The 20,897-nt window shown below is 42.5% G+C and carries 31 protein-coding genes; 27 read left to right on the top strand and 4 right to left on the bottom strand.

Annotated elements, in window-relative coordinates; translation table 11 throughout:
- Window positions 1-11: 11 nt before the first annotated feature.
- The 4 genes from GON05_RS39620 (at window position 12) to groL (ending at window position 3,614) form a co-directional block, all read left to right on the top strand.
- Window positions 12-548, top strand: a complete 537-nt coding sequence (locus GON05_RS39620; RefSeq protein WP_157317796.1) for a twin-arginine translocase TatA/TatE family subunit — start codon at window positions 12-14, stop codon at window positions 546-548.
- 72 nt (window positions 549-620) lie between these two features.
- Entirely contained in the window at window positions 621-1,379 is a 759-nt protein-coding gene (tatC, locus tag GON05_RS03305) for a twin-arginine translocase subunit TatC (RefSeq protein ID WP_157317797.1), read from the top strand.
- 231 nt (window positions 1,380-1,610) lie between these two features.
- Entirely contained in the window at window positions 1,611-1,892 is a 282-nt protein-coding gene (gene groES / locus GON05_RS03310; protein WP_028553854.1) for a co-chaperone GroES, read from the top strand.
- A gap of 93 nt (window positions 1,893-1,985) precedes the next feature.
- Window positions 1,986-3,614 (top strand): chaperonin GroEL, encoded by a 1,629-nt coding sequence (groL, locus tag GON05_RS03315; RefSeq protein ID WP_127457281.1) that lies wholly within the window; start codon window positions 1,986-1,988, stop codon window positions 3,612-3,614.
- 79 nt (window positions 3,615-3,693) lie between these two features.
- Here groL and GON05_RS03320 read toward each other — a convergent pair whose 3' ends face one another.
- The 4 genes from GON05_RS03320 to GON05_RS03335 all read right to left on the bottom strand — a co-directional run bounded on the left by GON05_RS03320 (window position 3,694) and on the right by GON05_RS03335 (window position 6,393).
- Window positions 3,694-4,914, bottom strand: a complete 1,221-nt coding sequence (locus tag GON05_RS03320; protein WP_157317798.1) for a tyrosine-type recombinase/integrase — start codon at window positions 4,912-4,914, stop codon at window positions 3,694-3,696.
- Between the two features lies 1 nt (window position 4,915).
- Complete coding sequence (locus GON05_RS03325) at window positions 4,916-5,311, bottom strand: hypothetical protein (RefSeq protein WP_157317799.1); 396 nt, start codon at window positions 5,309-5,311, stop codon at window positions 4,916-4,918.
- A 2-nt stretch (window positions 5,312-5,313) separates the two neighbouring features.
- Window positions 5,314-5,907, bottom strand: a complete 594-nt coding sequence (locus tag GON05_RS03330) for an ImmA/IrrE family metallo-endopeptidase (RefSeq protein WP_157317800.1) — start codon at window positions 5,905-5,907, stop codon at window positions 5,314-5,316.
- A 78-nt stretch (window positions 5,908-5,985) separates the two neighbouring features.
- Window positions 5,986-6,393 (bottom strand): helix-turn-helix domain-containing protein, encoded by a 408-nt coding sequence (locus tag GON05_RS03335; RefSeq protein ID WP_397370952.1) that lies wholly within the window; start codon window positions 6,391-6,393, stop codon window positions 5,986-5,988.
- Window positions 6,394-6,562: 169 nt separating this feature from the next.
- On the opposite strand from GON05_RS03335, the gene GON05_RS03340 reads away from it, so the two are divergent.
- The 23 genes from GON05_RS03340 to GON05_RS03450 all read left to right on the top strand — a co-directional run bounded on the left by GON05_RS03340 (window position 6,563) and on the right by GON05_RS03450 (window position 20,875).
- The gene (locus tag GON05_RS03340; RefSeq protein ID WP_157317802.1) at window positions 6,563-6,799 is read left to right on the top strand and encodes a helix-turn-helix transcriptional regulator; all 237 of its coding nucleotides are present in this window, start codon (window positions 6,563-6,565) and stop codon (window positions 6,797-6,799) included.
- Window positions 6,800-6,849: 50 nt separating this feature from the next.
- Entirely contained in the window at window positions 6,850-7,167 is a 318-nt protein-coding gene (locus tag GON05_RS03345; protein WP_157317803.1) for a DNA-binding protein, read from the top strand.
- A gap of 161 nt (window positions 7,168-7,328) precedes the next feature.
- Entirely contained in the window at window positions 7,329-7,592 is a 264-nt protein-coding gene (locus GON05_RS03350) for a helix-turn-helix domain-containing protein (protein WP_246238783.1), read from the top strand.
- A 16-nt stretch (window positions 7,593-7,608) separates the two neighbouring features.
- Complete coding sequence (locus tag GON05_RS03355; protein ID WP_157317804.1) at window positions 7,609-7,863, top strand: hypothetical protein; 255 nt, start codon at window positions 7,609-7,611, stop codon at window positions 7,861-7,863.
- 25 nt (window positions 7,864-7,888) lie between these two features.
- Window positions 7,889-8,173 (top strand): hypothetical protein, encoded by a 285-nt coding sequence (locus GON05_RS03360; RefSeq protein WP_157317805.1) that lies wholly within the window; start codon window positions 7,889-7,891, stop codon window positions 8,171-8,173.
- A 1-nt stretch (window position 8,174) separates the two neighbouring features.
- Window positions 8,175-8,624 carry a hypothetical protein gene (locus tag GON05_RS03365; protein WP_157317806.1) on the top strand — a complete coding sequence of 150 codons (450 nt, stop codon included), beginning with the start codon at window positions 8,175-8,177 and terminating at the stop codon, window positions 8,622-8,624.
- Between the two features lie 83 nt (window positions 8,625-8,707).
- Window positions 8,708-9,712, top strand: coding sequence for a Lin1244/Lin1753 domain-containing protein (locus GON05_RS03370; RefSeq protein ID WP_157317807.1), 1,005 nt, complete (start codon window positions 8,708-8,710; stop codon window positions 9,710-9,712).
- Between the two features lie 56 nt (window positions 9,713-9,768).
- Window positions 9,769-9,984: a hypothetical protein gene (locus GON05_RS03375; protein WP_157317808.1), complete on the top strand. Its 216-nt coding sequence runs from the start codon at window positions 9,769-9,771 to the stop codon at window positions 9,982-9,984.
- 27 nt (window positions 9,985-10,011) lie between these two features.
- Window positions 10,012-10,314, top strand: coding sequence for a hypothetical protein (locus tag GON05_RS03380; RefSeq protein WP_157317809.1), 303 nt, complete (start codon window positions 10,012-10,014; stop codon window positions 10,312-10,314).
- Window positions 10,314-10,598 carry a hypothetical protein gene (locus GON05_RS03385; RefSeq protein WP_181646626.1) on the top strand — a complete coding sequence of 95 codons (285 nt, stop codon included), beginning with the start codon at window positions 10,314-10,316 and terminating at the stop codon, window positions 10,596-10,598. Before GON05_RS03380 ends, GON05_RS03385 begins: the two co-directional genes overlap by 1 nt.
- Before the next feature lies 1 nt (window position 10,599).
- Entirely contained in the window at window positions 10,600-10,827 is a 228-nt protein-coding gene (locus GON05_RS03390; RefSeq protein WP_157317811.1) for a hypothetical protein, read from the top strand.
- A gap of 89 nt (window positions 10,828-10,916) precedes the next feature.
- On the top strand, window positions 10,917-11,300 hold the full coding sequence (locus tag GON05_RS03395) for a hypothetical protein (protein WP_157317812.1): 384 nt from the start codon (window positions 10,917-10,919) through the stop codon (window positions 11,298-11,300).
- A gap of 171 nt (window positions 11,301-11,471) precedes the next feature.
- Window positions 11,472-12,320, top strand: a complete 849-nt coding sequence (locus GON05_RS03400) for a DUF4747 family protein (RefSeq protein WP_157317813.1) — start codon at window positions 11,472-11,474, stop codon at window positions 12,318-12,320.
- Window positions 12,321-12,396: 76 nt separating this feature from the next.
- Window positions 12,397-12,864, top strand: coding sequence for a hypothetical protein (locus GON05_RS03405; RefSeq protein WP_157317814.1), 468 nt, complete (start codon window positions 12,397-12,399; stop codon window positions 12,862-12,864).
- Between the two features lie 421 nt (window positions 12,865-13,285).
- Entirely contained in the window at window positions 13,286-13,843 is a 558-nt protein-coding gene (locus tag GON05_RS03410) for a tyrosine-type recombinase/integrase (RefSeq protein WP_157317815.1), read from the top strand.
- A gap of 146 nt (window positions 13,844-13,989) precedes the next feature.
- Window positions 13,990-14,235 (top strand): hypothetical protein, encoded by a 246-nt coding sequence (locus GON05_RS03415; RefSeq protein ID WP_157317816.1) that lies wholly within the window; start codon window positions 13,990-13,992, stop codon window positions 14,233-14,235.
- Between the two features lie 336 nt (window positions 14,236-14,571).
- Window positions 14,572-15,261: a DNA-methyltransferase gene (locus GON05_RS03420; protein WP_181646627.1), complete on the top strand. Its 690-nt coding sequence runs from the start codon at window positions 14,572-14,574 to the stop codon at window positions 15,259-15,261.
- Window positions 15,262-15,301: 40 nt separating this feature from the next.
- Entirely contained in the window at window positions 15,302-15,835 is a 534-nt protein-coding gene (locus GON05_RS03425; RefSeq protein WP_157317818.1) for a type IV toxin-antitoxin system AbiEi family antitoxin domain-containing protein, read from the top strand.
- Window positions 15,813-17,636, top strand: coding sequence for a phage terminase large subunit family protein (locus tag GON05_RS03430; protein WP_157318055.1), 1,824 nt, complete (start codon window positions 15,813-15,815; stop codon window positions 17,634-17,636). The genes GON05_RS03425 and GON05_RS03430 overlap by 23 nt, the downstream gene beginning before the upstream one ends.
- A gap of 21 nt (window positions 17,637-17,657) precedes the next feature.
- Complete coding sequence (locus tag GON05_RS03435) at window positions 17,658-17,882, top strand: DUF6148 family protein (RefSeq protein WP_157317819.1); 225 nt, start codon at window positions 17,658-17,660, stop codon at window positions 17,880-17,882.
- Complete coding sequence (locus tag GON05_RS03440; protein WP_157317820.1) at window positions 17,879-19,438, top strand: phage portal protein; 1,560 nt, start codon at window positions 17,879-17,881, stop codon at window positions 19,436-19,438. The genes GON05_RS03435 and GON05_RS03440 overlap by 4 nt, the downstream gene beginning before the upstream one ends.
- Window positions 19,398-20,504, top strand: coding sequence for a head maturation protease, ClpP-related (locus GON05_RS03445; RefSeq protein WP_157317821.1), 1,107 nt, complete (start codon window positions 19,398-19,400; stop codon window positions 20,502-20,504). The genes GON05_RS03440 and GON05_RS03445 overlap by 41 nt, the downstream gene beginning before the upstream one ends.
- Window positions 20,504-20,875 (top strand): head decoration protein, encoded by a 372-nt coding sequence (locus GON05_RS03450; protein ID WP_157317822.1) that lies wholly within the window; start codon window positions 20,504-20,506, stop codon window positions 20,873-20,875. The genes GON05_RS03445 and GON05_RS03450 overlap by 1 nt, the downstream gene beginning before the upstream one ends.
- Window positions 20,876-20,897: the final 22 nt, after the last annotated feature.

Raw genomic sequence — 20,897 nt, forward strand, 5'->3', positions numbered from 1 at the left:
AGATGAAAGACATGTTCCAAAATATCGGTTTTACCGAGTTATTATTGATTGCGGTTGTTGCGTTAGTGTTGTTCGGGCCTAACAAACTGCCTGAGATTGGCCGTGTGCTGGGACGTACGTTCAGGGATTTCAAGAAGGGTGCTTACGAGCTCATGAACGATGAGCCGAAAGCGGCATCACCTGCACCTGCGGCGGTTCAGCAAGCTCCGCAGGCTAGCGCTGCTGCCGAGGAGCAAGCGCCAGCTGCTGTTGTCGCTTTCGCGAGCGGCTCGGCCTTGGATGAGGCTGATGTATCGCAAGCTCCAGCTGTTGTCGCTTTCGCGACGAGCGCACCAGCCTTGGATAAGGCTGACGCACCGTCTTCGGCGCCTGCAGCCGTGCAGCCTGCCGAGAAGGCAGCTGTGGCGTTTATCTCGAGCACGCCCGGGCCTGAGTTGACTGACTTGGCGGAGGATTCCTCCGCACATCGTGCGACATCTACGCCAGCAGCAACTGCAACGCCGGAGGCGACTGTTCAACCAAGTCATCCGCGCCGCTTACCGGACTAGTTCATTTTTCTTTTAAGCATAACAAGTGGTTCAGTCTTACAGGCTCGATTCACTAGATCAGGTTGGTGAAATATGTCAACGAACGAAGAAATGTCACTCGTGGAGCACCTTGGTGAGCTGCGTAAACGGATCATGTGGATATTAGTTGTGTTGGTTATCGGGATGGTGGCCGGTTTGATTTCCGCCAAACCTGTTATTCGATACCTCAAAAATATTCCACCGGCCGATACGATTAGCTGGAATGTTTTTTCTCCATGGGATGCTTTGCGATTATATATGAATTTTGGCTTAGCCGTAGGGATCCTTATTACCTTGCCGGTTACGCTTTATCATATATGGGCCTTTGTTAAACCGGGGCTGCGCGAGACGGAGCAGAAAGCTTCGATCATTTATATTCCTTATGCATTTGTGCTTTTTCTAGCAGGTCTTTCGTTCGGTTATTGGGTTGTTTTTCCAATGGCTTTTTACTTTACTTCTTCCATTAGCAAAAGTCTCGATATCACCGAGATGTATGGTGCGGCTGAATATTTTGCATTTATGTTCAATATTATTTTGCCATTGGCACTTGTGTTTGAGATGCCGATTGTCGTTATGTTTTTGACCAAAATCAGGCTTCTTAACCCGAAACGGTTACATAAATTCAGACGGTATGCCTACATGCTGCTCGTTATTTTAGCTACAGTCATTACGCCTCCGGATGCTATTTCGGCTATTCTCGTGGCTTTGCCGCTTATCGTTTTATATGAATTCAGCGTATTTATGTCGCGTTTTATTTACCGTAAACAGCTGCTGCAGGATGCAGAATGGGAACGGGAATTCGGTCCCAAATAAGAAAACAGTCTGTCACTTTTGTGCAGGCTGTTTTTCTTTGTGACAGGGAATATTTGTTTTTCATTTGGGTAGAATGAGGGGGGTGTTCGAAAGTACGAAAAATGTGTAAAAGGACTTGCAAATTACTCCCAGAATGAGTATCATAAGAGTTGTTGTTAGCACTAAACACATTCGAGTGCTAATAACCTTGAAACACACCATTACCAATTTTCTAAAGGAGGCTATTTTTCCATGATCAGACCGTTAGGTGATCGAGTTATCATTGAAGCCGTTGCGAAAGAGGAGACTACAGCAAGTGGTATCGTGCTGCCAGATACAGCGAAAGAAAAACCACAAGAAGGTAAAGTTGTAGCCGTAGGCGCAGGCGCGTTGAAAGATGGCGTTCGTGTTCCGCTTGAAGTAAGCGAAGGCGACCGCATCATTTTCTCCAAATACGCAGGAACTGAAGTGAAATACGAAGGCCGCGAACTGTTGATCTTGCGCGAAAGCGACATTCTCGCTGTATTAGCCTAATTTAGCAGGATATAGATCGGCATTACGTTTTACTTAGGTTTTCCGTTTTATTACTTACTATGTATCGTTTAAATAAGAGGAGGTTTCCTATTCATGGCAAAAGATATTAAGTTCAGTGAAGACGCACGCCGCGCGATGCTTCGCGGGGTAGATGCTTTGGCTAACGCTGTAAAAGTAACCCTAGGTCCAAAAGGCCGTAACGTTGTACTTGAGAAAAAATTCGGTAGCCCGTTGATCACGAATGACGGTGTAACGATCGCGAAAGAAATCGAGCTTGAAGATGCTTTCGAAAACATGGGAGCTCAACTTGTTAAAGAAGTTGCTACCAAAACAAACGATGTTGCCGGTGACGGTACAACAACAGCAACGGTTCTTGCTCAAGCTATGATCCGTGAAGGTCTGAAAAACGTTACTGCAGGCGCTAACCCAATGGTTATCCGCAAAGGTATCGAGAAAGCTGTTAAAGCGGCTGTGGAAGAGCTTCAATCCATCGCTAAGCCTATCGAAGGCAAACAATCCATCGCACAAGTTGCGGCAATCTCAGCTGCTGACGAAGAAGTAGGCGAGCTTATCGCTGAAGCTATGGAAAAAGTAGGTAAAGACGGCGTTATCACTGTTGAAGAATCCAAAGGATTCTTGACTGAGCTTGAAGTTGTAGAAGGTATGCAATTCGACCGTGGCTACACTTCCCCTTACATGATCACTGACACGGATAAAATGGAAGCTGTCCTTGACAACCCATACATCCTGATCACTGACAAAAAAATCTCGAACATCCAAGAAATCTTGCCTGTTCTTGAAAAAGTGGTTCAATCCGGTAAACAACTTCTGATCATCGCTGAAGATGTTGAAGGTGAAGCACAAGCAACGCTTGTTGTGAACAGACTTCGTGGAACATTCACTTGCGTAGCTGTTAAGGCTCCTGGTTTCGGTGACCGTCGTAAAGCTATGCTTGGCGATATCGCTGCTTTGACTGGTGGACAAGTGATCACAGAAGAGCTTGGTTTGGATCTGAAATCCACGCGTCCTGAGCAATTGGGTAGCGCGCGTCAAATCCGCGTAACCAAAGAAAACACAATCATCGTTGACGGTGCTGGCGACGCAAAAGACATCGCAGCACGCGTAACACAAATTCGTTCCCAACTGGAAGAAACAACTTCCGATTTCGATAAAGAAAAACTGCAAGAGCGTTTGGCTAAGCTTTCCGGCGGTGTAGCGGTAATCAAAGTTGGCGCAGCGACTGAAACAGAACTGAAAGAGCGCAAACTTCGCATTGAAGATGCTCTGAACGCGACTCGCGCAGCTGTTGAAGAAGGTATCGTTTCCGGTGGTGGTACAGCCCTCGTGAACGTATACAACGCAGTAGCGAAAGTAGTAGCTTCCGGCGACGAGCAAACAGGTGTTAACATCATCCTGCGCTCCCTGGAAGAGCCAGTTCGCACAATCGCAGCTAACGCTGGTCAAGAAGGCTCCGTAATTGTTGAGCGCTTGAAAAACGAAAAAGTAGGCATCGGCTACAACGCAGCATCCGGACAATGGGTAAACATGTTCGAAGCTGGTATCGTTGACCCTGCGAAAGTAACGCGTTCCGCACTTCAAAACGCAGCTTCCGTAGCAGCTATGTTCTTGACTACTGAAGCGGTTATCGCTGACAAACCAGAAAAAGACAAACCAGGCATGCCTGATATGGGCGGCATGGGTGGAATGGGCGGCATGATGTAAGTTGTTCGTCAGAACGCTTATAAATGCTATATTGACAGGCTCCCTTGGGAGCCTGTTTTATTTTTAAATCACATAAAAATCACATTTCTTGCAAACGAAGTGCACCAAGGATGTCTCCAAAATGGATTTTTATCTTCTCATCAGCATCTTTTCTCATTTTCTCTGTAACGTGAGTATAGATTTTCATCGTAGTTTCTGGATCATCATGGCCGACTCGGCGCATGATCGTTTTGAGGTCAACCTCAGCTTCTGATAGCATACTGATGTGGGTGTGCCGGAAGATGTGGGGGGTAGCTTTTTTGGTGATTTTTGTTTTCTTTAAAATACGTTCCATTCTATTGAGAATGGACTTTTGTATGTAGGGATACCCGTTATCCCGGCAAAACACAAAATGCTTATCATGGAAATCCTTGAAGTCCTGGCGATGCTTCATGTTGAACTTAGCCTGCTTCTTTTGATGTGCCTTTAATAGATTAAGGACACTTTCATCAATATTAAAGTTGCGAATTGACCCACTCGTTTTAGGCGGGGTAAGCTCATACTCTTTCATGTTATTTTGAGGATTATATAACGTCTTGGTAACCCGTATCTCGTTCGCCTCGAAATTAATGTCGCTCCATTTTAGCGCACATAGTTCTCCCGAACGCATACCTGAGAAAGCTAGTAGGTAAAAAATCTCTGTATCTTGGGGCAAGCCGTGTTCTCGTGCAGCGGCTAAAAACTCCTTCAACTCAATCCTCTCTAGGTACTTCTCTTCAATGGTGATATTCTCTATTTCTTCTACCGTAAGCATCTTTACAGGGATCACAGCGCCGGTGCACGGATTATCCTTACGTACTTTATTTTTAATGCTGTATTTAAAAATCATATTGGCTGTTGTATGAACACCTTCAATCGTGGTTCGAGCATACCCCTGATTATCAAGGTCATTAAGTATTTTTTGATAGGATTTATGAATTATTTTATCGACGTACGTCTTGGCAATATATCGATTAAGGATGTTTATTTCTTTTTCTCTTACTCGTACAGTGCTCTTCTTCACCTTTCCCTTAGCGTAAGTTTCCAGCCATTCAGCAGAAAGCTTATCAAATGGTTGATTCTTTAGTACAGTGCCTTCAGATCCAAACTCAAGCACCTTTTCCAGAGCCTCTTGAGCGCGTTTCTCAGCATCTTTCTTTGTATCTCCGCGCCTAGATATCTGATTTCTTTTGCCAGTAGCCGGATCCGTAGGGCCATCTATCACGCAGACCCATTTATAACCCTGTTTATTATTAGCACTGACCTTCGTGAAATAAGCCATATCAGAAATCATCCTCATCATATAGGAATTTCATAGGTGACTGCATTGCAGCTTCAATATCATGAACACGGATAATGAATTGCTCGATATCAACTAGTTCATATTTTGCTTTTGTTCGTTTCTTGTCTTTTGCCAGACGTTCAAGAACATGAGGGATATAGATACCGTATTTCTGTTCATATGGATGACGGAACATCTCGCCGGCCAATATTAGAACACTTGTAACATCCGGAAAGTCATCATCTGAAGTCATTTTTTTAAATGAAAACTCGACTGGTAAATAAATTGTCTCTTGGGTCCAATCGACTGCTCCACGTCCAAAGTAGATATACAGTCGAGTCGGAAGTAGGGTTCCATTTATTTCGTGTTCCTCGTAATACACTGAAAAGTTATACATAGTTAATTAAACTCCATTTCTTTTTTGCTACAAATGAATGCATCTAAAAGAGCTTGTACATCATTTTTAGTGACCTTAACCGACCTACTCCAATGTGAGTTTAGTTGGTGGTCTTGCTGACCAATATTAATTCGTCTTTTCACCTGATCAAGGCGAAATTTTACAAAGTCCTCTGGAAGCAAAAATTCTTCAGCCATTATCTTCACTAATAGGGAATGTGGTACATGTGAAAACTCAGATAACATGTAAAAAGGCATAGCAGCGTAGTACTGGAAATGATCAGCTTGCATCTCTTGAAATTCCTTGAGTAATTTTGGCAAGATATTTTGGTTCCCATAGTGCAACAGAAAGTGACCTAATTCATGAAAGAATTCCTTACGCCGCTCCTCAGGAGAAAGTCGGGCATCTATCACAATAAAATAAAAGCCATCATCACAATCAATGAAGGTTTTTCCCTCCCTATAAGAAATGTCGATCAGAAATAAATCAGCAATCATCTCAATTTCTAAGTTAAAGGGATATTGAATTCCTGCTTTTCGATAATGTTTGCAAATCAACTCCTCTAATGCAGTTGGTTTGTAATATGTAAGATCCAAGATGATACCTCCTAGTAATTGGGTGATGAGAGAATGTATGTTCGGTTTAATTTTATAAGAAAAGCCCAGAAACTGGGCTTATTTTTTGTGCTTTTCCAGCTGATCTTTTTTTCTCTTCCTTAGCATCTCAACATAAGCGTCAGCGGCAGCCTTTTCTTCTTCCGTCCAATCATCGCCACCACCTTGGTATGCTCTTAAATGACCGGAATTTCGCTCACCTTCGTTATTTGAGGATTTACCAGCTACTTCATTCCACTTTGCTGCTAATTCTTCCGGAGTTCGATAGTCTGATTTTCCAAGAATGTAATCACTAATCACACCAAAATAATCAGCCATTATCGAAAGAGTTTTAAAATCAGGTTCTCTCTTTCCGCTTTCATAATTCCCATATGCCTGTCTAGTAATACCCAGCAAGTCAGCCATATCTTGATGTGTCTTTTTTTTCTCTATTCGTAATTCAGCAAGTCTTTCATCAAAACTAGCCACATTAGTCATTCTCCCATCTAAAAGCGTTTCTACTGCAATTATAACGCAACTAATTGTTGCGAAAAAACATACGAAACAAAAAGTTGCTTAAATATATTGACAGCAACGAATTGTTGCGTATAATGAGAATTAAGAACGAAACAATTCGTTGCGTTGGAGGTGATAACACATGGTTAGAAAATATCTTGTAAATGCACGCGAGCTTCTTGAAATGAGTCATGAGCATGTAGCAAAAGCAGCTGAAATTAGCAGACAATATTATGGGATGATTGAAAATGGAACTAGAACTCCTGCTGTTCCATTAGCTAAGAAGATTGGTCAAATACTTAAAATTGATTGGACCCTTTTTTTTGAACATCAACGCAACGATTCGTTGCTAAACTCAAGCAAGGCATCAAGTGCATAGCTGGGACCAATTGTGATGAAGGGCAAATTAAATGAGTGGGAGGATTGTGCATGAATAACCCAGTGTTAAAAGTAGAAATCGACACAAGTCATCTCGAAAAAGTAATTGCGGAAGCAGTTGAGCAAGCAATTAAACGTCATTCGATGGTTAACTCCTTACCACCAATGCTCAGCAGAATACAATTATGTGAATTTCTCGGAATTAAAGAAACTAAAGCATCTGAATTAATGAATAGGCAGGACTTCCCTGTAATCCGAGAATTCGGGTACCCGAAGGTGCCTACACACTTATTGTTTAAGTGGATTGACGGCCACACAGAATGGATGCAAAAGAATGCTCAAAATAGTTGGTCAATTAAAGGCGCTTAGAAAAAATGCCCACCGCGAAGCACAGTGGGGATAGGTAGGGGTTGATTATGGTAGCCGACCGAATCAACCGAATATCCTCATATTACCTAAAATATCCCATATTAGCTGTTCCAATGTGGAACATAATTCACATATTCCATTTGAAAGGGTAGGGAAACGATATGAAATTTGATTCAATGAAGTTTGGTGCAATTATGCAAGCATGTAGAGAGAGAGCAGGCTTGAGTCAAGAACAATTGGCAGAGAAATTAAATCGCTCCAGGAGCTGCATAAGTAAATTAGAAAATGATCGCAAGGTGCCTGACGCACCAACCTTGCTTTCATGGGCTGATATCACTAATTCAAAAGACGTTGTTGTCGCTTTCTTTTGCGGGATGGATGGTCTTTCGATCATGCAGAATGTTATGGGGCTGGTAATCGGATAGGGAGGAGATTGTACATATGTTTATTACGATGCTTAAGAACACAGGGTTAAAGTCTGGCGTGGTATATGCAACTGGAATTATGAAGGCAAGAGAAGTCATTAGTATGGTAGCAGATTTCAGATCACAAGAAACGATTAGTGAAATGACACAACGAATTCTTAGGGAAAATAATGTTCCTGTAAATGAAGAAATAGCCACCGCGGCGAACGATGACTATTTCAAGATGATGCATTTAGAAACAAATGTCTACCAAAGTATACCTGATTTGTAACTAGAAGGCAAGGAGGAGCTTTCTCATGTTCACACACATGGATTTTTATAGAATTACTTTTGCATTAAATTCAGTTATTTACGAAAACAAAGCGATGTTTTCGCGCAGCCAAGAGCGGTTGAAGGATGCTACCGCGTTAGCAGACTCAGCGGGAATCGAAAGGGCTATGCGTTCTTTAATACGATGTGAAAAGAATATCGAGGAGAATATAGCACTATTATTCAAAACGGAAGCGATAAGACGGTGGGAAGAGGCCGAAAAGATATTGTTCCCTGAGCGGTTTGTTTCAAACACAAAGGAGGGCTCATAGAATGAAATTTAAGTTTCAATGGACTGATCGAAACGCATGCGTAGCTGAATTAGCGAAGTTCTGCTTGGAGCGCGAGGTTAAATTTGACCAAGCTATCAAAGGCGTCCTACTACATGACTACTGCACAAACATTTCTAGCATGACTCAAAAACACATGGCTGCTCTTAAGAAAGATGTCATGAAACGTGTGAAGGATACGAAGCTTGAGCTAAAGGCTCCAGAGATTGGCGATATTGTCCTTGTTGCGAAACTAATAGCGAACCCGCTATTGGGTGGCTATAGGCAAGATGGTAAGGAACTTGTAGAGGCTGTCGTGGTGAATATGAGAAGAATGTCTTCATGGATTCATTATAAGGTTAGACGTATTCAAGACGGTGAGATTCAAGAAGGAAACGGGCATATGATCAAAAGCATTGTAAGACGTGTTAGTGAAGCTCATAGTGCAGTTTAGCATTTTCTGGGCTAACAATGCTTTCCCTAAGCGAAATAGCAGGCATCGATAGGAACTCTTGTAAGAGAGGAGGTTGAAAAGCGTTGGCAAAAAAAAGTGTATCCTATTTTTCACATGACAGTAATGCTCGTCAGGATCCTAAGATATCCGAAATGCGTAGCGTTTATGGAGCTCAAGGGTATGGATGGTATTGGATTCTCATTGAATTGATGCGTGAGCAAAAAGACTATAAGTTGCAGCTGAGTTCAAAATACGCTTTTAATGCGTTCGCATCACAAATGGGATGCGATAGCGATACAGCAAAGCAGTTTATAGACGATTGTGTACGTGAATTTCATCTCTTTGAATCTGACGATCATAGTTTTTGGAGTAATTCATTACTGCAAAGAATGCTTGAAATGGAAGAAAAATCAGTAAAGGCTAAGAAATCCGCCGAAGCACGTTGGGGTAAGAAAGCCGCGCCAAATGAAGGTTTCGTAGATTCCTCGAACAAAATGCAAAGCGAAAGCGATGCGAACGCATCCAAAGAGGATGCTATAAAAGAAAAGAAATTAAAAGAAATTAAATTAAAAGAAATAAAAGATAGTAATGGTGATAATAGAGTGCAGGATTCTTTACAACTTGAGACTAGTAATCTAACAAAGCCCTTCGAAGAGAATCCAATAATACATAGTCCAACCAATGTGTTTGGCATTTATGAGCGCGAAATAGGAGAACTTTCGCAAATTGTTTGTCAGAAATTAATTTCCCTCGAAGAGGACTTTACCGAAATGTGGTTAAAGAAAGCCATAGAAGTTGCAGTCTTTGCAGGGGAGAAGAAAATGCGTTTCATTGAGGGTGTTCTCCGTAAATGGGAAAAGCTCAAAGTCGATGAACCATGGAATATAGAAATTGTGCCTGAAACAAATCTTCATAGGGCAAGGAGTTCGCCTCCAAGGCAGCATGGATTATCTAGGACCAAAATACAAGGGATTTTGCCTTCTTCAGTTCAAGATAATCGCTTATCAAATGAAGAGCTTGAAAAGGCTCGAGAGCAGGCAAGGAAGCTGGATGAAAGGCTTAATAACAATAAGGTCGTGGTTGGTTGATATTCATATTCAATCACTAGAACCTAAGAATAGAAATATGAGGTGACATATAAATTTTGGAAGAATATAACGAGAAAAATCAGGCAACTATTGATGATTATCTACGGGAGGCAGCACCATTGGAAGCTTTGGTAGTGCACATGGTTCCTTTACTTGATATGAAGGAAGGTGAAGAGAATGTGATACATATTAATGATCGAGCTTTTGTTATTTCACCTGCTACAGATGATGATATCGAACGAATTGGAAAAGGTTACTTTTGTCTGGATTAAGGAGATGAAAAGAGAGGGGAAATGTTTTTGAAAGTACTTATTTCATTTGAGAAAGACGATAATGGAAATTTTATTGTTAATTATAAAAAGCAGAAAATCATATGTCTACCCTTAGCATTTCAGCGCTTGACAGGTGTGAATTATAAAAGTGTCGTTGGCAATTTACATGTGGAATACAATTTACTATCTGAAATTGGCTTTATTAAAGAACCGGTAGTAAGTATTACGCATGAAAAATCGGTTGCTGATATGACTATTAATGAGATTTGCTCTTTTTTAGAACGTGAGGGGATACAAATTCATTCACCGAGCATACAAGAAAATGAGTAATGAGGGACTTGATAAGTATTCAGATCAACTCAAATGCAATAAAGCTTATTGAGAGCACGTTAAAGCCGATGATCGAATATAAGAAAAGAGATATCTCGAAAATGGTCATGAACGTAACGGCATCTTCCCCGTTAGCTCAGCAAGGATTTGTAGAAACAAAATATGGTGTGTTAGTCGTTGTTGCTAATGAGTGGCTTCAGAAAGGGAGTTCTTACATCATAGAAGCAACTAGTAAGGGTAGCGCATTCGGATGGATAACACGAAGAAAAGAAGGAGGTAATTGAAGTGCCAATTAGTGATAATGAGAAACTAAAAGCATATGACCAGTTAAATAGGTTTCTCGCTAAGTCCATGGAGACAAAACCAACCATAGACCAGGCAGAAGATGCGGTTAAATATTTGTTTAGAACGTACGGAGCTGAAAGCGAGGAAGAATTGTTAGAAAAAGCGGAACCAGAACTTATTGATTATTACAAAGAAATAAAAACAGAAATTATTAAAATTGCACAATAGAAAGAATCCTCTGCGTGTAACCTTGGACGGGCTCGCAGAGGATCAAGTTATTCTTACACCAATTATAGCATAAATGGGGTGTGTAGAATATGATGGTAGCCGAAAAAGTAGGGCAATTTAGCATGTTTCCAGAAGCGTCAAAAACAGATATAGCAAGAGTTAAAGTTCATCTAACAGAGTATAAAAAAATGATGAAGGCTTTAGCAGGATTTAAGAAAAATCCACCAACTACAGAGCAAAGCCTGATACTCCAGAAGAAATGGAGTCAAATTTGTCCATTGCTTGAAAGGGCAGTTGAACAAATCTTGGAGTATGACGTTAGAGAAGTAACTGAGTATCGTTTTATTAAAGGGAATTCTAGAGCAGCGACAATCTTACGTTTCAGCAGTTGGAATTACTGTGAAAAGACAATAGATCGGAAAATAAATGACGGAATTGTTAGTATAGCAAATACATTGCTATATATAGAGTGAAAGTAAGGAGACTAGGTCAAAAGATCTAAAATATCTTATCTGCAAACGAAAAATAGGAATAAAGTACGTATGTTCTGATTGAAACCATCTACATTATATGGGAACATGAGAATTATATGGATTTTCATGGGGACTCTTGTTCTTAAATAATAGTGGGTAGGTAAATAATTTATGAGAAGAAAATTTCTTGCAGCTAAAGTGAATATTAATAGTGCAATTTATAGCTCAAACGTTAATGAGTTGATTGAACTTTTACCAATTACAATTTTGAATTATCCTGAATGGAAGATCGGTAAGTCAAAATGGGTATGGAGGTTTAGTGAATTAGGCAAAAATGAAAAAGAGGAAATAGTTTTTGGAGATTTTATTAAAACTAGATATGAGAAGAAGCTTATCTATAATGCAGCTTCAGGAAAAACGGAATGGTTTGCTTTGCCGGAACCTTCCGCTTACAAAAGTTTTTTTGTATATAATTATGTATCGGAAATTTTGGTTTTTGAAGAGAATTCCAATGTTAGCCGCGAAGATTTCATCGAAGCCTTTGAGAATGTAATTTATAATGGCAATATGAATGTTGGGGCAATCTCGGTACAATTATTGTCTATTAAAGAGGTAATCAAAAGTGAAATAGCGAAAATGGAGTATCTAACAAAAATTGAATTTAATTTAATACATCCTAATCCTATTTCTGATGACACATATAAGGACCTGGATGATATTATAACTAAGGAGAAGGCTACAAAATTAAAGACTACATTGGAAAACCCAAATGGTTTGAATAAGGATGGGAAGTTTATTCAGAGTGGTATAGAAATGGTGTCGAAAGGCTATGGAGGCGTTAATGCATATGGATATTCTAGACAAAAAACTTACGGGACAAGGAAAGAAAAAAGGGTCCCGATGAAGTACAAGTCAAGAGACTCAGTTCAAATGACTCACGCTGATAAAGATATTTCACAGGCTGCTTTAACTTCAAAATTAAGGGATTTTGCTGTTGCTGTAAAAAATCTGCTTTTCTAAAGTGAGATGAAAGATATGTTTAGAAGAGAACGAGTTACAACAGATACTACAAGTTTTATATAGTTTACTTAGAATTGTGACTTTAAAGCCTTTCATACGTACGCTTACCTTTTATATTTCTCTGGTACTGTCTGTAGTATTTCTCTGGTTCTTTAAAAATGTTGCTGACTTTTCCGAATTGATTGACTACACATCTGATACCATCGCTTCAATCTCTGCAACTTTAATGGGAATCGTAATAGCAGGCTTAGCAATTCTTATCTCTTTAACTCAGGGAAAGCTTCTAACGATATTTTTACAAAAGAATATCTTACAGAAGTTTCTTTTTCCTTTTTGGGTCATGACATTTTTATGGGGAATCTCATCCTTAATTTGTATATTAATTAAATTACTGCAGTGGATGAGTCCAGTAATTCTATTGTACGTTTTTACAGTAGAAGTTTTTATTTTTGTGTACGCATTATTTGGTACTATCAGTTTAATGGGGCATGCAATCAGATTTGGTTTATATGTAGCTAAAGCGTCTGAAGTATCGGAGGAATAAATAAAATACTTAGTAACTAAGTAGGAATGTCTTTTTATATTTAAGAAATATGTCCATACCATGTCAAAAGCTTGTCGACAAAATGTCTTAATAAACGGGGTACAGTGGAATCACAAAGAGCTTAGTTAAGCTCAGGTGATACCTACTGTACCTTTATCATATGTAGGACTCGGCCATGCTGTGGGAGTCAGCTCCTTAGACGTTTAGCGTCAGGGGTGTGGTGTGAGGTGGGGTTAGATGCCCCAGCTCGTGAGAGCAAAACGAAGTGTGCATCTGAATCAGGTGCCCAGTTCCTTTTGTTCATACGGCTACCATGAACAAGAGAAGAATACTAGATTGCTTACTATATAGTCTGCAGACAGATTAGAGTCCCGGCGCTTCCGGCGGCTCTTTTTTTTATGGGGGAGGGAGATGTAGGTGAATGAACACTGTAGAACCCATACGTGATTTAGATATCGTCGCTAGAATCAAGTGGGACTTAAGAAAAAGTTCTCTACGCAATTACGCATTATTTATTCTTGGCATCAACACAGCTTTGAGAATTTCGGACATATTAAAACTTAAGGTTGGAGACTTGAAACAGAATGAACTATACATTCGTACGACCAAAACAGGTAAAGAAATCAATTTGCCTATCTCCGACTATTTGAGGCGTGAACTACGGCCCGTAATGAATGGTAGAGCAGATCATGAGTACTTGTTTCCTTCACGGCAAAGAAAGAAGATTGATGGGATTCAGAAGTCAATAGACCGTAGCGTAGCCTATCGGATCTTAAAGAAGGCTGGACGCAAATATGGTCTTCACCGTATTGGAACACATACTCTTCGAAAGACATTCGCTTACCATCACTACAAGGATAAAAAGAATGTCGCGGTTCTGATGGATTTGCTCGGTCATCAGGATGAATACATCACACTAAGATACATTGGAATCGCTCAAGATGATATCAATAAATCGGTCAAAGGATGGCATTTATAAGGCAGTACACCACATTTAGTCGATGATGCACTCAGTTTTTTGAACTGTAAAAATCATTGCTGGTTCAACGAAAAATCGTGTTGCGTGAGTACATCAAAATATAAGATATGGTGTACTCAAATGGAATTAAAAGGGAGTGTTAAACAATGAAATGGTTTAATCAAACGGGACATTGGTTCATGGCTCTCATCTCATTCGCATTAGTTGCACTCGACAGCTATGAGTTGGCAATCTTTGTAGTCTTGCATGCTATATTTCTCTTACTTATTGACATAAAAAGGGAGAAAGAAACCAAGCCAACGATGGTCGTCACCTCTAACATTGTTGATGAAGAGGTTGCCCGCAGACTCAGCACAGCACCGATCGGCAGGTCGAATATAAGCAAACATTAACTAGATTTTGGAAAATCAAAGGTACTCCTGGAGCCTTATAAAGGTGAGGGTGCGCGTGAGCCCAAAATCTACCTAGCGATAAAAAAATTTCGTTTTCTTCGCTTCGATATACATATCAACGTATAAAAATACATAACCCAAATGCCCACGTGGTGAAAGGGTTTTTTGTCTTATTTGAGGGCATTAGGAGGTGATTTAACGGAAAATTGATGCTTGTTGAAAACGAAACAAGCGAAATGAAAATTGATGCTAAAAAAGGGTATTCCGAGCCTTAAACAGCAAGACAACAAAAATAATTTGTGTAGGGGGCAAAATGACGAGAGAGGACCGACATCTATGTTTGAACGCAATCATATTTACAACGAAGACTGTATTTTAGGTATGAGAAACAGATTACCAGATGAATCAGTGGACATGATTCTGAGTGATCCGCCTTACCTTATTAACTATCATTCTCAACAAGATAGATTTGAAGGGATTCTGAACGATGGCGGAAATGACGGTGGGTTCATAACTGATTATTTTGAACAATGCTATCGGGTTCTTAAACCTAATTCGTCAGTTTTTATTTTCTGTTCTTGGCACAAAATAGATTTTTTCAAACAACAATTTGAGAAGTTTTTCACAATGAAAAATTTAATTGTTTGGGTCAAAAATGTTCATGGCGCCGGAGACACTAAAGGAAGTTTTGCTCCGAAGCATGAGCTACTCCTTTATGGACATAAGGGTCGATCACATCTTAGAGGGTACCGGTTATCAGATGTAATCCAGTATCCGAAAATACCTGGTTTAAGCCTTGTTCATCCTACTGAGAAACCAGTAGGAATGTTGGAAAAATTAATTACAGCAGGTAGCGACTCGGGGCATTTAATTCTAGACGGTTGCATGGGTTCCGGAGCTACTGCTTCTGCTTGTATTCGAACTAATCGTGATTATGTAGGGTGGGAACTTGATCCAAATCATTACGCTACTTGTATACACCGAACAAATAATTACCAAGAAACACTTTTCTTAGACGGAGAATAACAAAGCATTATTTATTAAACTACACAAAGGAGGGGATTATTTGAGCACAGAAGCGAAAGGTACCACATTTACAACTCACCAAATCGCGAATATTCTCGGATTGAGTCCCCGCCGTGTGCAGCAATTAGCCGAGGAAGGCGTTTTAATTCGAGCATCTAAAGGCAAATATTTAGCGGCAGAATCCGTTCAGAACTTCATTCGATCCCTGCAAACCAAAGAAGGGAAAGCCGAAGTTGATTTTTTTGAAGAACGCGCCAAGCACGAGAAAGCAAAACGGGAAAAAGCGGAGCTGCATTTGGCGGTCATGAAAGGAACGCTGCACCGCGCGGAAGATGTGGAATGGGTCATGGATGACATGATTGCCGCCTTCCGGACGAAAGTTCTCTCGCTGCCTTCTAAATTGGCTCCTCAATTGCTTGGGAAAACGAATCAAGGTGAAATTCTAGGTATGTTAACGCGAGAAGTCAGCGAAGCGCTAACCGAACTTTCTGATTATGATGGATTCTTATTCAATAATAAGAATGAGAACTTCATTGGTGAGGTGGATGCCGATGATGGACACGACAACCAGTGATTTCACCAAAACGTTTGGTTTTTTCAAGAAACTAGCCAAACGTGTCGCGCCGCCGCCGCCGCACACCATTTCTTCATGGGCGGATGCCTACCGCAAGCTTTCGGCGGAAGCGTCATCGGAACCAGGGCAATGGCGGACAGATCGCACGCCATATATGAGGGCGATCATGGATGCCTTTATTGATCCGAATTTGGAACAAGTGGTTGTCCAGTCCTCGGCACAGGTCGGGAAAACGGAACTGCTGCTTAATATCGTTGGCTATTATGTGGACTACGATCCTGCGCCAATGATGTTGATCCAGCCGACTGAAGGGCTAGCGGAAGCCTTTTCGAAAGATCGTCTTGCGCCGATGATTCGGGACACCGAGACACTGGCGGCAAAGATATCCGATGTGAAAAGCCGTGACGGCGAAAACACAATTTTGCACAAAAAGTATCCAGGGGGGCAGATTACGCTTGGTGGCGCGAATGCGCCTGCTTCCCTTGCTTCCCGTCCAATCCGCATTGTGCTTTGTGATGAGGTAGATCGTTATCCAGCGTCTGCCGGCACCGAGGGAGATCCCGTTTCTTTAGCAGTCAAACGGACCACAACCTTTTGGAACCGCAAAATTGCATTAGTCTCCACACCAACCATAAAAGGTGTTTCGCGGATTGAAGCCGCCTATATGGCAAGTACTATGGAACAATGGTGTTTGCCATGTCCAAGCTGCGGCGAACACCAACCGCTATCATGGGAACAGGTTCGTTTTGATGATGCCAGTTTAGCCTGTAAGTACTGCGGAGCCATTCACGGGGAGTTCGATTGGAAAGAAGGGACAGGGAAGTGGATTGCCCGTAAACCGGAATCCAAATCAAGAGGCTTTCACCTAAATGAGCTTGCTTCCCCGTGGAAACGTTGGAGCACGATCATTGAAGAGTTCAAGGAAGCTAAGAAAGATATCGAAACGCTGAAGGTTTGGATTAACACTTCGCTTGGAGAAACGTGGGAAGAGAAAGGCGAACAGCTAGAGGAAGATGACTTGCTAAATCGCCGTGAAGCCTACGACGCGTCTGTACCTGCTCATGTAAAGCTGCTAACGGCAGGCGTTGACGTGCAGAATGACCGACTAGAAATTGAGGTTGTCGGTTGGGGGAAAGGCAAAGAGAGTTGGGGTATTGAATACCGTATTCTGTATGGCGATCCCACAAAGCCGGATGTCTGGAAGGATCTTGATGATTATGTATCCAGAAGCTTTCACAAAAGCGATGGCAGTGGACTAATGGTTGCCTGCACCTGTATCGACTCTGGGAACGGAAACCACTCGACAGAGATTTATCGGTATTGTGTGAAACGTGAACACCGCCGCATATTCGCTATCAAAGGGCAAGGCGGACTTGGTATATCTTTTGTAGGGCGCATGTCGCGAACACCACGCGAGAAATGCGCTCTTTTTATTATCGGTGTCGATGCAGGGAAAGAAAACATCATGACGCGCCTTAAAAACAAATTTGAGGGCACAGACGGCTACTGCCATTTTCCAACCGATGCCACACGCGGTTATGGTGAGGAATACTTCCATGGGTTAACCAGTGAAAAGAAGGTTATTCGCTTCCACAAGGGCCGGCCTCGGATTGAGTGGATTAAAAAGAGCGGTGCCCGAAATGAACCGCTCGATGTTCGGAACTATGCAACAGCTGCCTTGGAAATCTTGAACCCCAATTTGGATAAGGAAATCCCAGTTGCTACTGCATCAAGTAAACCAAACACACAAACGGCAGCACCCCGAAAACGTGGCACGATTTCCAAAGGCATAGGCGGATAAGGAAAGGAGGTGAAAAGGACGATGGCAGTTACACAAGAACAAGCACAAACTCAGCTTGATGCCTGGATGGCTGCGTCACTCGCGGTTTCAACAGGTCAATCGTACAAAATTGGTTCAAGAGAACTGGTTAGAGCCAATATTTCTGAGATTCAAAAGCAAATTATCTTTTGGCAGAATCAAGTCAGCAAAGCGACAAGCGGACGCACAGGAGCACGGGTGATGGCAGCAGTTCCGCGTGACCGATGAAAATACTCGAGCGCATGATTGCATCCGTTGCGCCAAAGGTCGCACTTTCCCGTGCGGTTGCTAAGAAAAAACTAGATGTCCTGAACTCTGGGTATTCCCATCACGGCGCATCGACATCTAAAAAATCCATGATTGGATGGAATTTCGGTGGCGGTGGACCCGATGAGGACATCGTTTTAAACCTGTCCACCCTGCGGCAGCGTTCCCGTGATCTTTATATGGGAGGCGCTGCACTTGCGACAGGAGCCATTAAGACGGCGCGTACGAACATTATTGGTACCGGCCTGAAGCTAAAGCCTGCCATTGATGCCGAATTCTTGGGTCTATCTCCTGATGAGGCAGCCGATCTCAAACGAATTGTGGAACGCGAGTTTTTGCTATGGGCAGAGTCAGTGGAATGCGATGCCAGCAGGCGAGATAACTTTTACGAACTCCAACAATTAGCTTGCTTATCACAACTTATGAGCGGCGACTGTTTAGTGCTTCTGCCGATGGTAAAGCGTGCAGGCAATACCTATGACACACGAATCCGTTTGATTGAGGCAGATCGTTGCTGCGATCCCCCAAATAAAAACGGAAAAGATATTCTTGGTGGAGTTGAGGTTGACGAATATAATGGCGTTTCCGCTTATTGGTTTGTGAATCAGCATCCGCTTGGTAAGCAGGATAAAAAGAAAGAATGGGTGAGAGTTGAAGCCTTTGGCAAGCAGACGGGTCGGCGTAATGTACTTCACTTGATGGAGTCCGAGCGTCCCGAACAGCGACGAGGCGTTCCCATTTTAGCCCCTGTTATTGAATCGCTCAAACAACTTGGGCGTTATACGGAAGCTGAACTCATGGCGGCAGTCGTATCGGGCATGTTCACGGTTTTCATTGAATCGGAAACCTCTGATCAGCCGCTCGGTGTCATGATGGATCAAGAGATTGATCAAGGCGACCCCAATTCTTATGAACTTGGAAACGGAGCAATCGTCGGGCTTTCGCCTGGTGAAAAGATATCCATGGCAAACCCAGGTCGGCCCAATACCGCCTTTGACGGATTTGTTACGTCGATTCTGCGGCAGGTTGGCGCTGCGCTTGAAATCCCATATGAGTTGCTTGTAAAAAACTTTACGTCCTCGTACTCAGCGAGCCGCGCGGCATTACTGGAAGCGTGGAAAATGTTTCGGATGCGTAGATCTTGGGTCGCATCGGATTTTTGTCAGCCGGTATATGAAGAATGGTTTATTGAAGCCGTCGCAAAGGGGCGTATCCCTGCGCCTGGCTTTTTTGACGATCCATTGTATCGCAAAGCTTATCTCAAAGCGGAATGGCATGGACCATCTGCAGGGCAGCTTGATCCTCTGAAAGAGGCAACTGCCGCGAAAATGAGAGTGGAAGAAGGTTTCTCTACCCGTGAGCGTGAGACGGCTGAACTGACTGGCGGCGATTTTGAAATGAATCATCGTCAGCGCGTGCGTGAGGAAACCATGCGACGTGAAGGCGGCTTACTTATTGAAGGAGGTGAAAAGACAAATGACAATCAACAACAACTTTTGGACGATGACAACAAATAAAGCCAAGGACAGTGCTGAAATTTCCATTTACGGAACCATCGGCACAAGTTGGTGGGAAGAATCGGTATCAGCTGCACAGTTTGCCCGTGACCTTCGGGCGTTAGGGTCTGATGTCAAAGACATTACCGTTCGCATTAACTCAGCTGGCGGCAGTGTATTTGACGGACTTGCGATCCGGTCAACCCTAAAGAGCCATGCGGCGAACGTGCATGTGATCGTTGACGGCTTGGCTGCTTCCATTGCCTCTATTATTGCAATGGCAGGGGACAAGATTACGATGGCAGCCGGCTCGATGATGATGATTCATAACCCGATGAGCTCCATACAAATGGGGGACGCATCCGATTTTCGAGAAGCTGCTGATTTCCTAGACAAAGTACGAGATTCACTGGTGTCTGTCTATGCATCACGGACGAACATTTCAGAGAAAGACCTCATTGTCATGATGGATGCTGAAACGTGGATGTCTGCAGAGGAAGCACTCGATCAAGGTTTTATTGATGAAGTTGAGGCAGGCAGCACTGTTACTGCCATGATGCAAGGAACGGTGGCGATGGTCAACGGAGTGAGCATGAACTTTGAACGTTTCATCAATCCACCCCAATTGCCACAAGCCAAAAGCGAACCACGTTTATGGCCGGTATTAAACAACCAATCCCCAGGAGGTGCAAGTCCGTTGAATTTGGAAGAACTGAAAGCCCAACACCCCGCGCTATATACTGAGATTGCAAAAACAGGAGCGGCAGAAGAACGCCTGCGTATCCAAGCCCTTGATAAACTGGCCGCCCCAGGAACGGCCGATCTGGTTGCAAAAGCGAAGTATGAAACCTTCGAAACGGCAGCGAATACGGCACTAGCCATTATTGAACTGCAAAACCAACGTCGCCAACGAGCGGGTCAAGAACGCAACGAGGACGCTGACAGCTCTGGTGTCAACAAAGTAGAGTCCGCGCAAGGCGATGAGGAAGATTTGAACAGTGGGAATGACGATTCCAAGAAACAAATTGAGGCAAAAGGCAGCAAAATTGCAGGTGTAATCAATAAAATACGTGGAGGTGTTAAGTAATGGCAGAAAGTCTTATTCAAACGAATTCCGTTACCTTTGACAATCTAATTGCTGGCCATTCGGAGATCGTGACCGACGGCATTACCTTGAAAGCAGGACAAGCCTACTTAAAAGGGAGTGTAATCGGCTTAACAACAGCCACGCCGAAAGGATCACTGGTGGATTCCACCAAATCCGATGGCACGCAGACTCCTTATGGCATTCTAACCGAAGATGTAGACGCAACAACCGCTGATGCTCCAGGCGTTGTGTACGTACGCGGTGAGTTCAATGAATCTAAGTTGATCTTTGGTGGCACAGACACCATCGCTACACATAAAAAATCTCTTCGTAACGCCGGTATTATTACTCGTAAAACAAAAAAAGCGTAAGTAACTAAGGAGGAACAGCACT

The organism is Paenibacillus anseongensis (assembly GCF_009757995.1).
In the GTDB taxonomy this organism is placed as follows: domain Bacteria; phylum Bacillota; class Bacilli; order Paenibacillales; family NBRC-103111; genus Paenibacillus_E; species Paenibacillus_E chondroitinus.

What these genes read in the sequence shown, in the direction of transcription:
- GON05_RS03385 (WP_181646626.1), top strand. Translation starts at nt 10,314, where the DNA reads ATGAGGGACTTGATAAGTATTCAGATCAACTCAAATGCAATAAAGCTT.
- GON05_RS03345 (WP_157317803.1), top strand. Translation starts at nt 6,850, where the DNA reads ATGAATAACCCAGTGTTAAAAGTAGAAATCGACACAAGTCATCTCGAA.
- GON05_RS39620 (WP_157317796.1), top strand. Translation starts at nt 12, where the DNA reads ATGTTCCAAAATATCGGTTTTACCGAGTTATTATTGATTGCGGTTGTT.
- GON05_RS03410 (WP_157317815.1), top strand. Translation starts at nt 13,286, where the DNA reads ATGAACACTGTAGAACCCATACGTGATTTAGATATCGTCGCTAGAATC.
- GON05_RS03355 (WP_157317804.1), top strand. Translation starts at nt 7,609, where the DNA reads ATGTTTATTACGATGCTTAAGAACACAGGGTTAAAGTCTGGCGTGGTA.
- GON05_RS03450 (WP_157317822.1), top strand. Translation starts at nt 20,504, where the DNA reads ATGGCAGAAAGTCTTATTCAAACGAATTCCGTTACCTTTGACAATCTA.
- GON05_RS03320 (WP_157317798.1), bottom strand. Translation starts at nt 4,914, where the DNA reads ATGGCTTATTTCACGAAGGTCAGTGCTAATAATAAACAGGGTTATAAA.
- groES (WP_028553854.1), top strand. Translation starts at nt 1,611, where the DNA reads ATGATCAGACCGTTAGGTGATCGAGTTATCATTGAAGCCGTTGCGAAA.
- GON05_RS03430 (WP_157318055.1), top strand. Translation starts at nt 15,813, where the DNA reads ATGATGGACACGACAACCAGTGATTTCACCAAAACGTTTGGTTTTTTC.
- tatC (WP_157317797.1), top strand. Translation starts at nt 621, where the DNA reads ATGTCAACGAACGAAGAAATGTCACTCGTGGAGCACCTTGGTGAGCTG.
- GON05_RS03360 (WP_157317805.1), top strand. Translation starts at nt 7,889, where the DNA reads ATGTTCACACACATGGATTTTTATAGAATTACTTTTGCATTAAATTCA.
- GON05_RS03365 (WP_157317806.1), top strand. Translation starts at nt 8,175, where the DNA reads ATGAAATTTAAGTTTCAATGGACTGATCGAAACGCATGCGTAGCTGAA.
- groL (WP_127457281.1), top strand. Translation starts at nt 1,986, where the DNA reads ATGGCAAAAGATATTAAGTTCAGTGAAGACGCACGCCGCGCGATGCTT.
- GON05_RS03420 (WP_181646627.1), top strand. Translation starts at nt 14,572, where the DNA reads ATGTTTGAACGCAATCATATTTACAACGAAGACTGTATTTTAGGTATG.
- GON05_RS03395 (WP_157317812.1), top strand. Translation starts at nt 10,917, where the DNA reads ATGATGGTAGCCGAAAAAGTAGGGCAATTTAGCATGTTTCCAGAAGCG.
- GON05_RS03400 (WP_157317813.1), top strand. Translation starts at nt 11,472, where the DNA reads ATGAGAAGAAAATTTCTTGCAGCTAAAGTGAATATTAATAGTGCAATT.
- GON05_RS03350 (WP_246238783.1), top strand. Translation starts at nt 7,329, where the DNA reads ATGAAATTTGATTCAATGAAGTTTGGTGCAATTATGCAAGCATGTAGA.
- GON05_RS03415 (WP_157317816.1), top strand. Translation starts at nt 13,990, where the DNA reads ATGAAATGGTTTAATCAAACGGGACATTGGTTCATGGCTCTCATCTCA.
- GON05_RS03445 (WP_157317821.1), top strand. Translation starts at nt 19,398, where the DNA reads ATGACAATCAACAACAACTTTTGGACGATGACAACAAATAAAGCCAAG.
- GON05_RS03440 (WP_157317820.1), top strand. Translation starts at nt 17,879, where the DNA reads ATGAAAATACTCGAGCGCATGATTGCATCCGTTGCGCCAAAGGTCGCA.
- GON05_RS03325 (WP_157317799.1), bottom strand. Translation starts at nt 5,311, where the DNA reads ATGTATAACTTTTCAGTGTATTACGAGGAACACGAAATAAATGGAACC.
- GON05_RS03435 (WP_157317819.1), top strand. Translation starts at nt 17,658, where the DNA reads ATGGCAGTTACACAAGAACAAGCACAAACTCAGCTTGATGCCTGGATG.
- GON05_RS03340 (WP_157317802.1), top strand. Translation starts at nt 6,563, where the DNA reads ATGGTTAGAAAATATCTTGTAAATGCACGCGAGCTTCTTGAAATGAGT.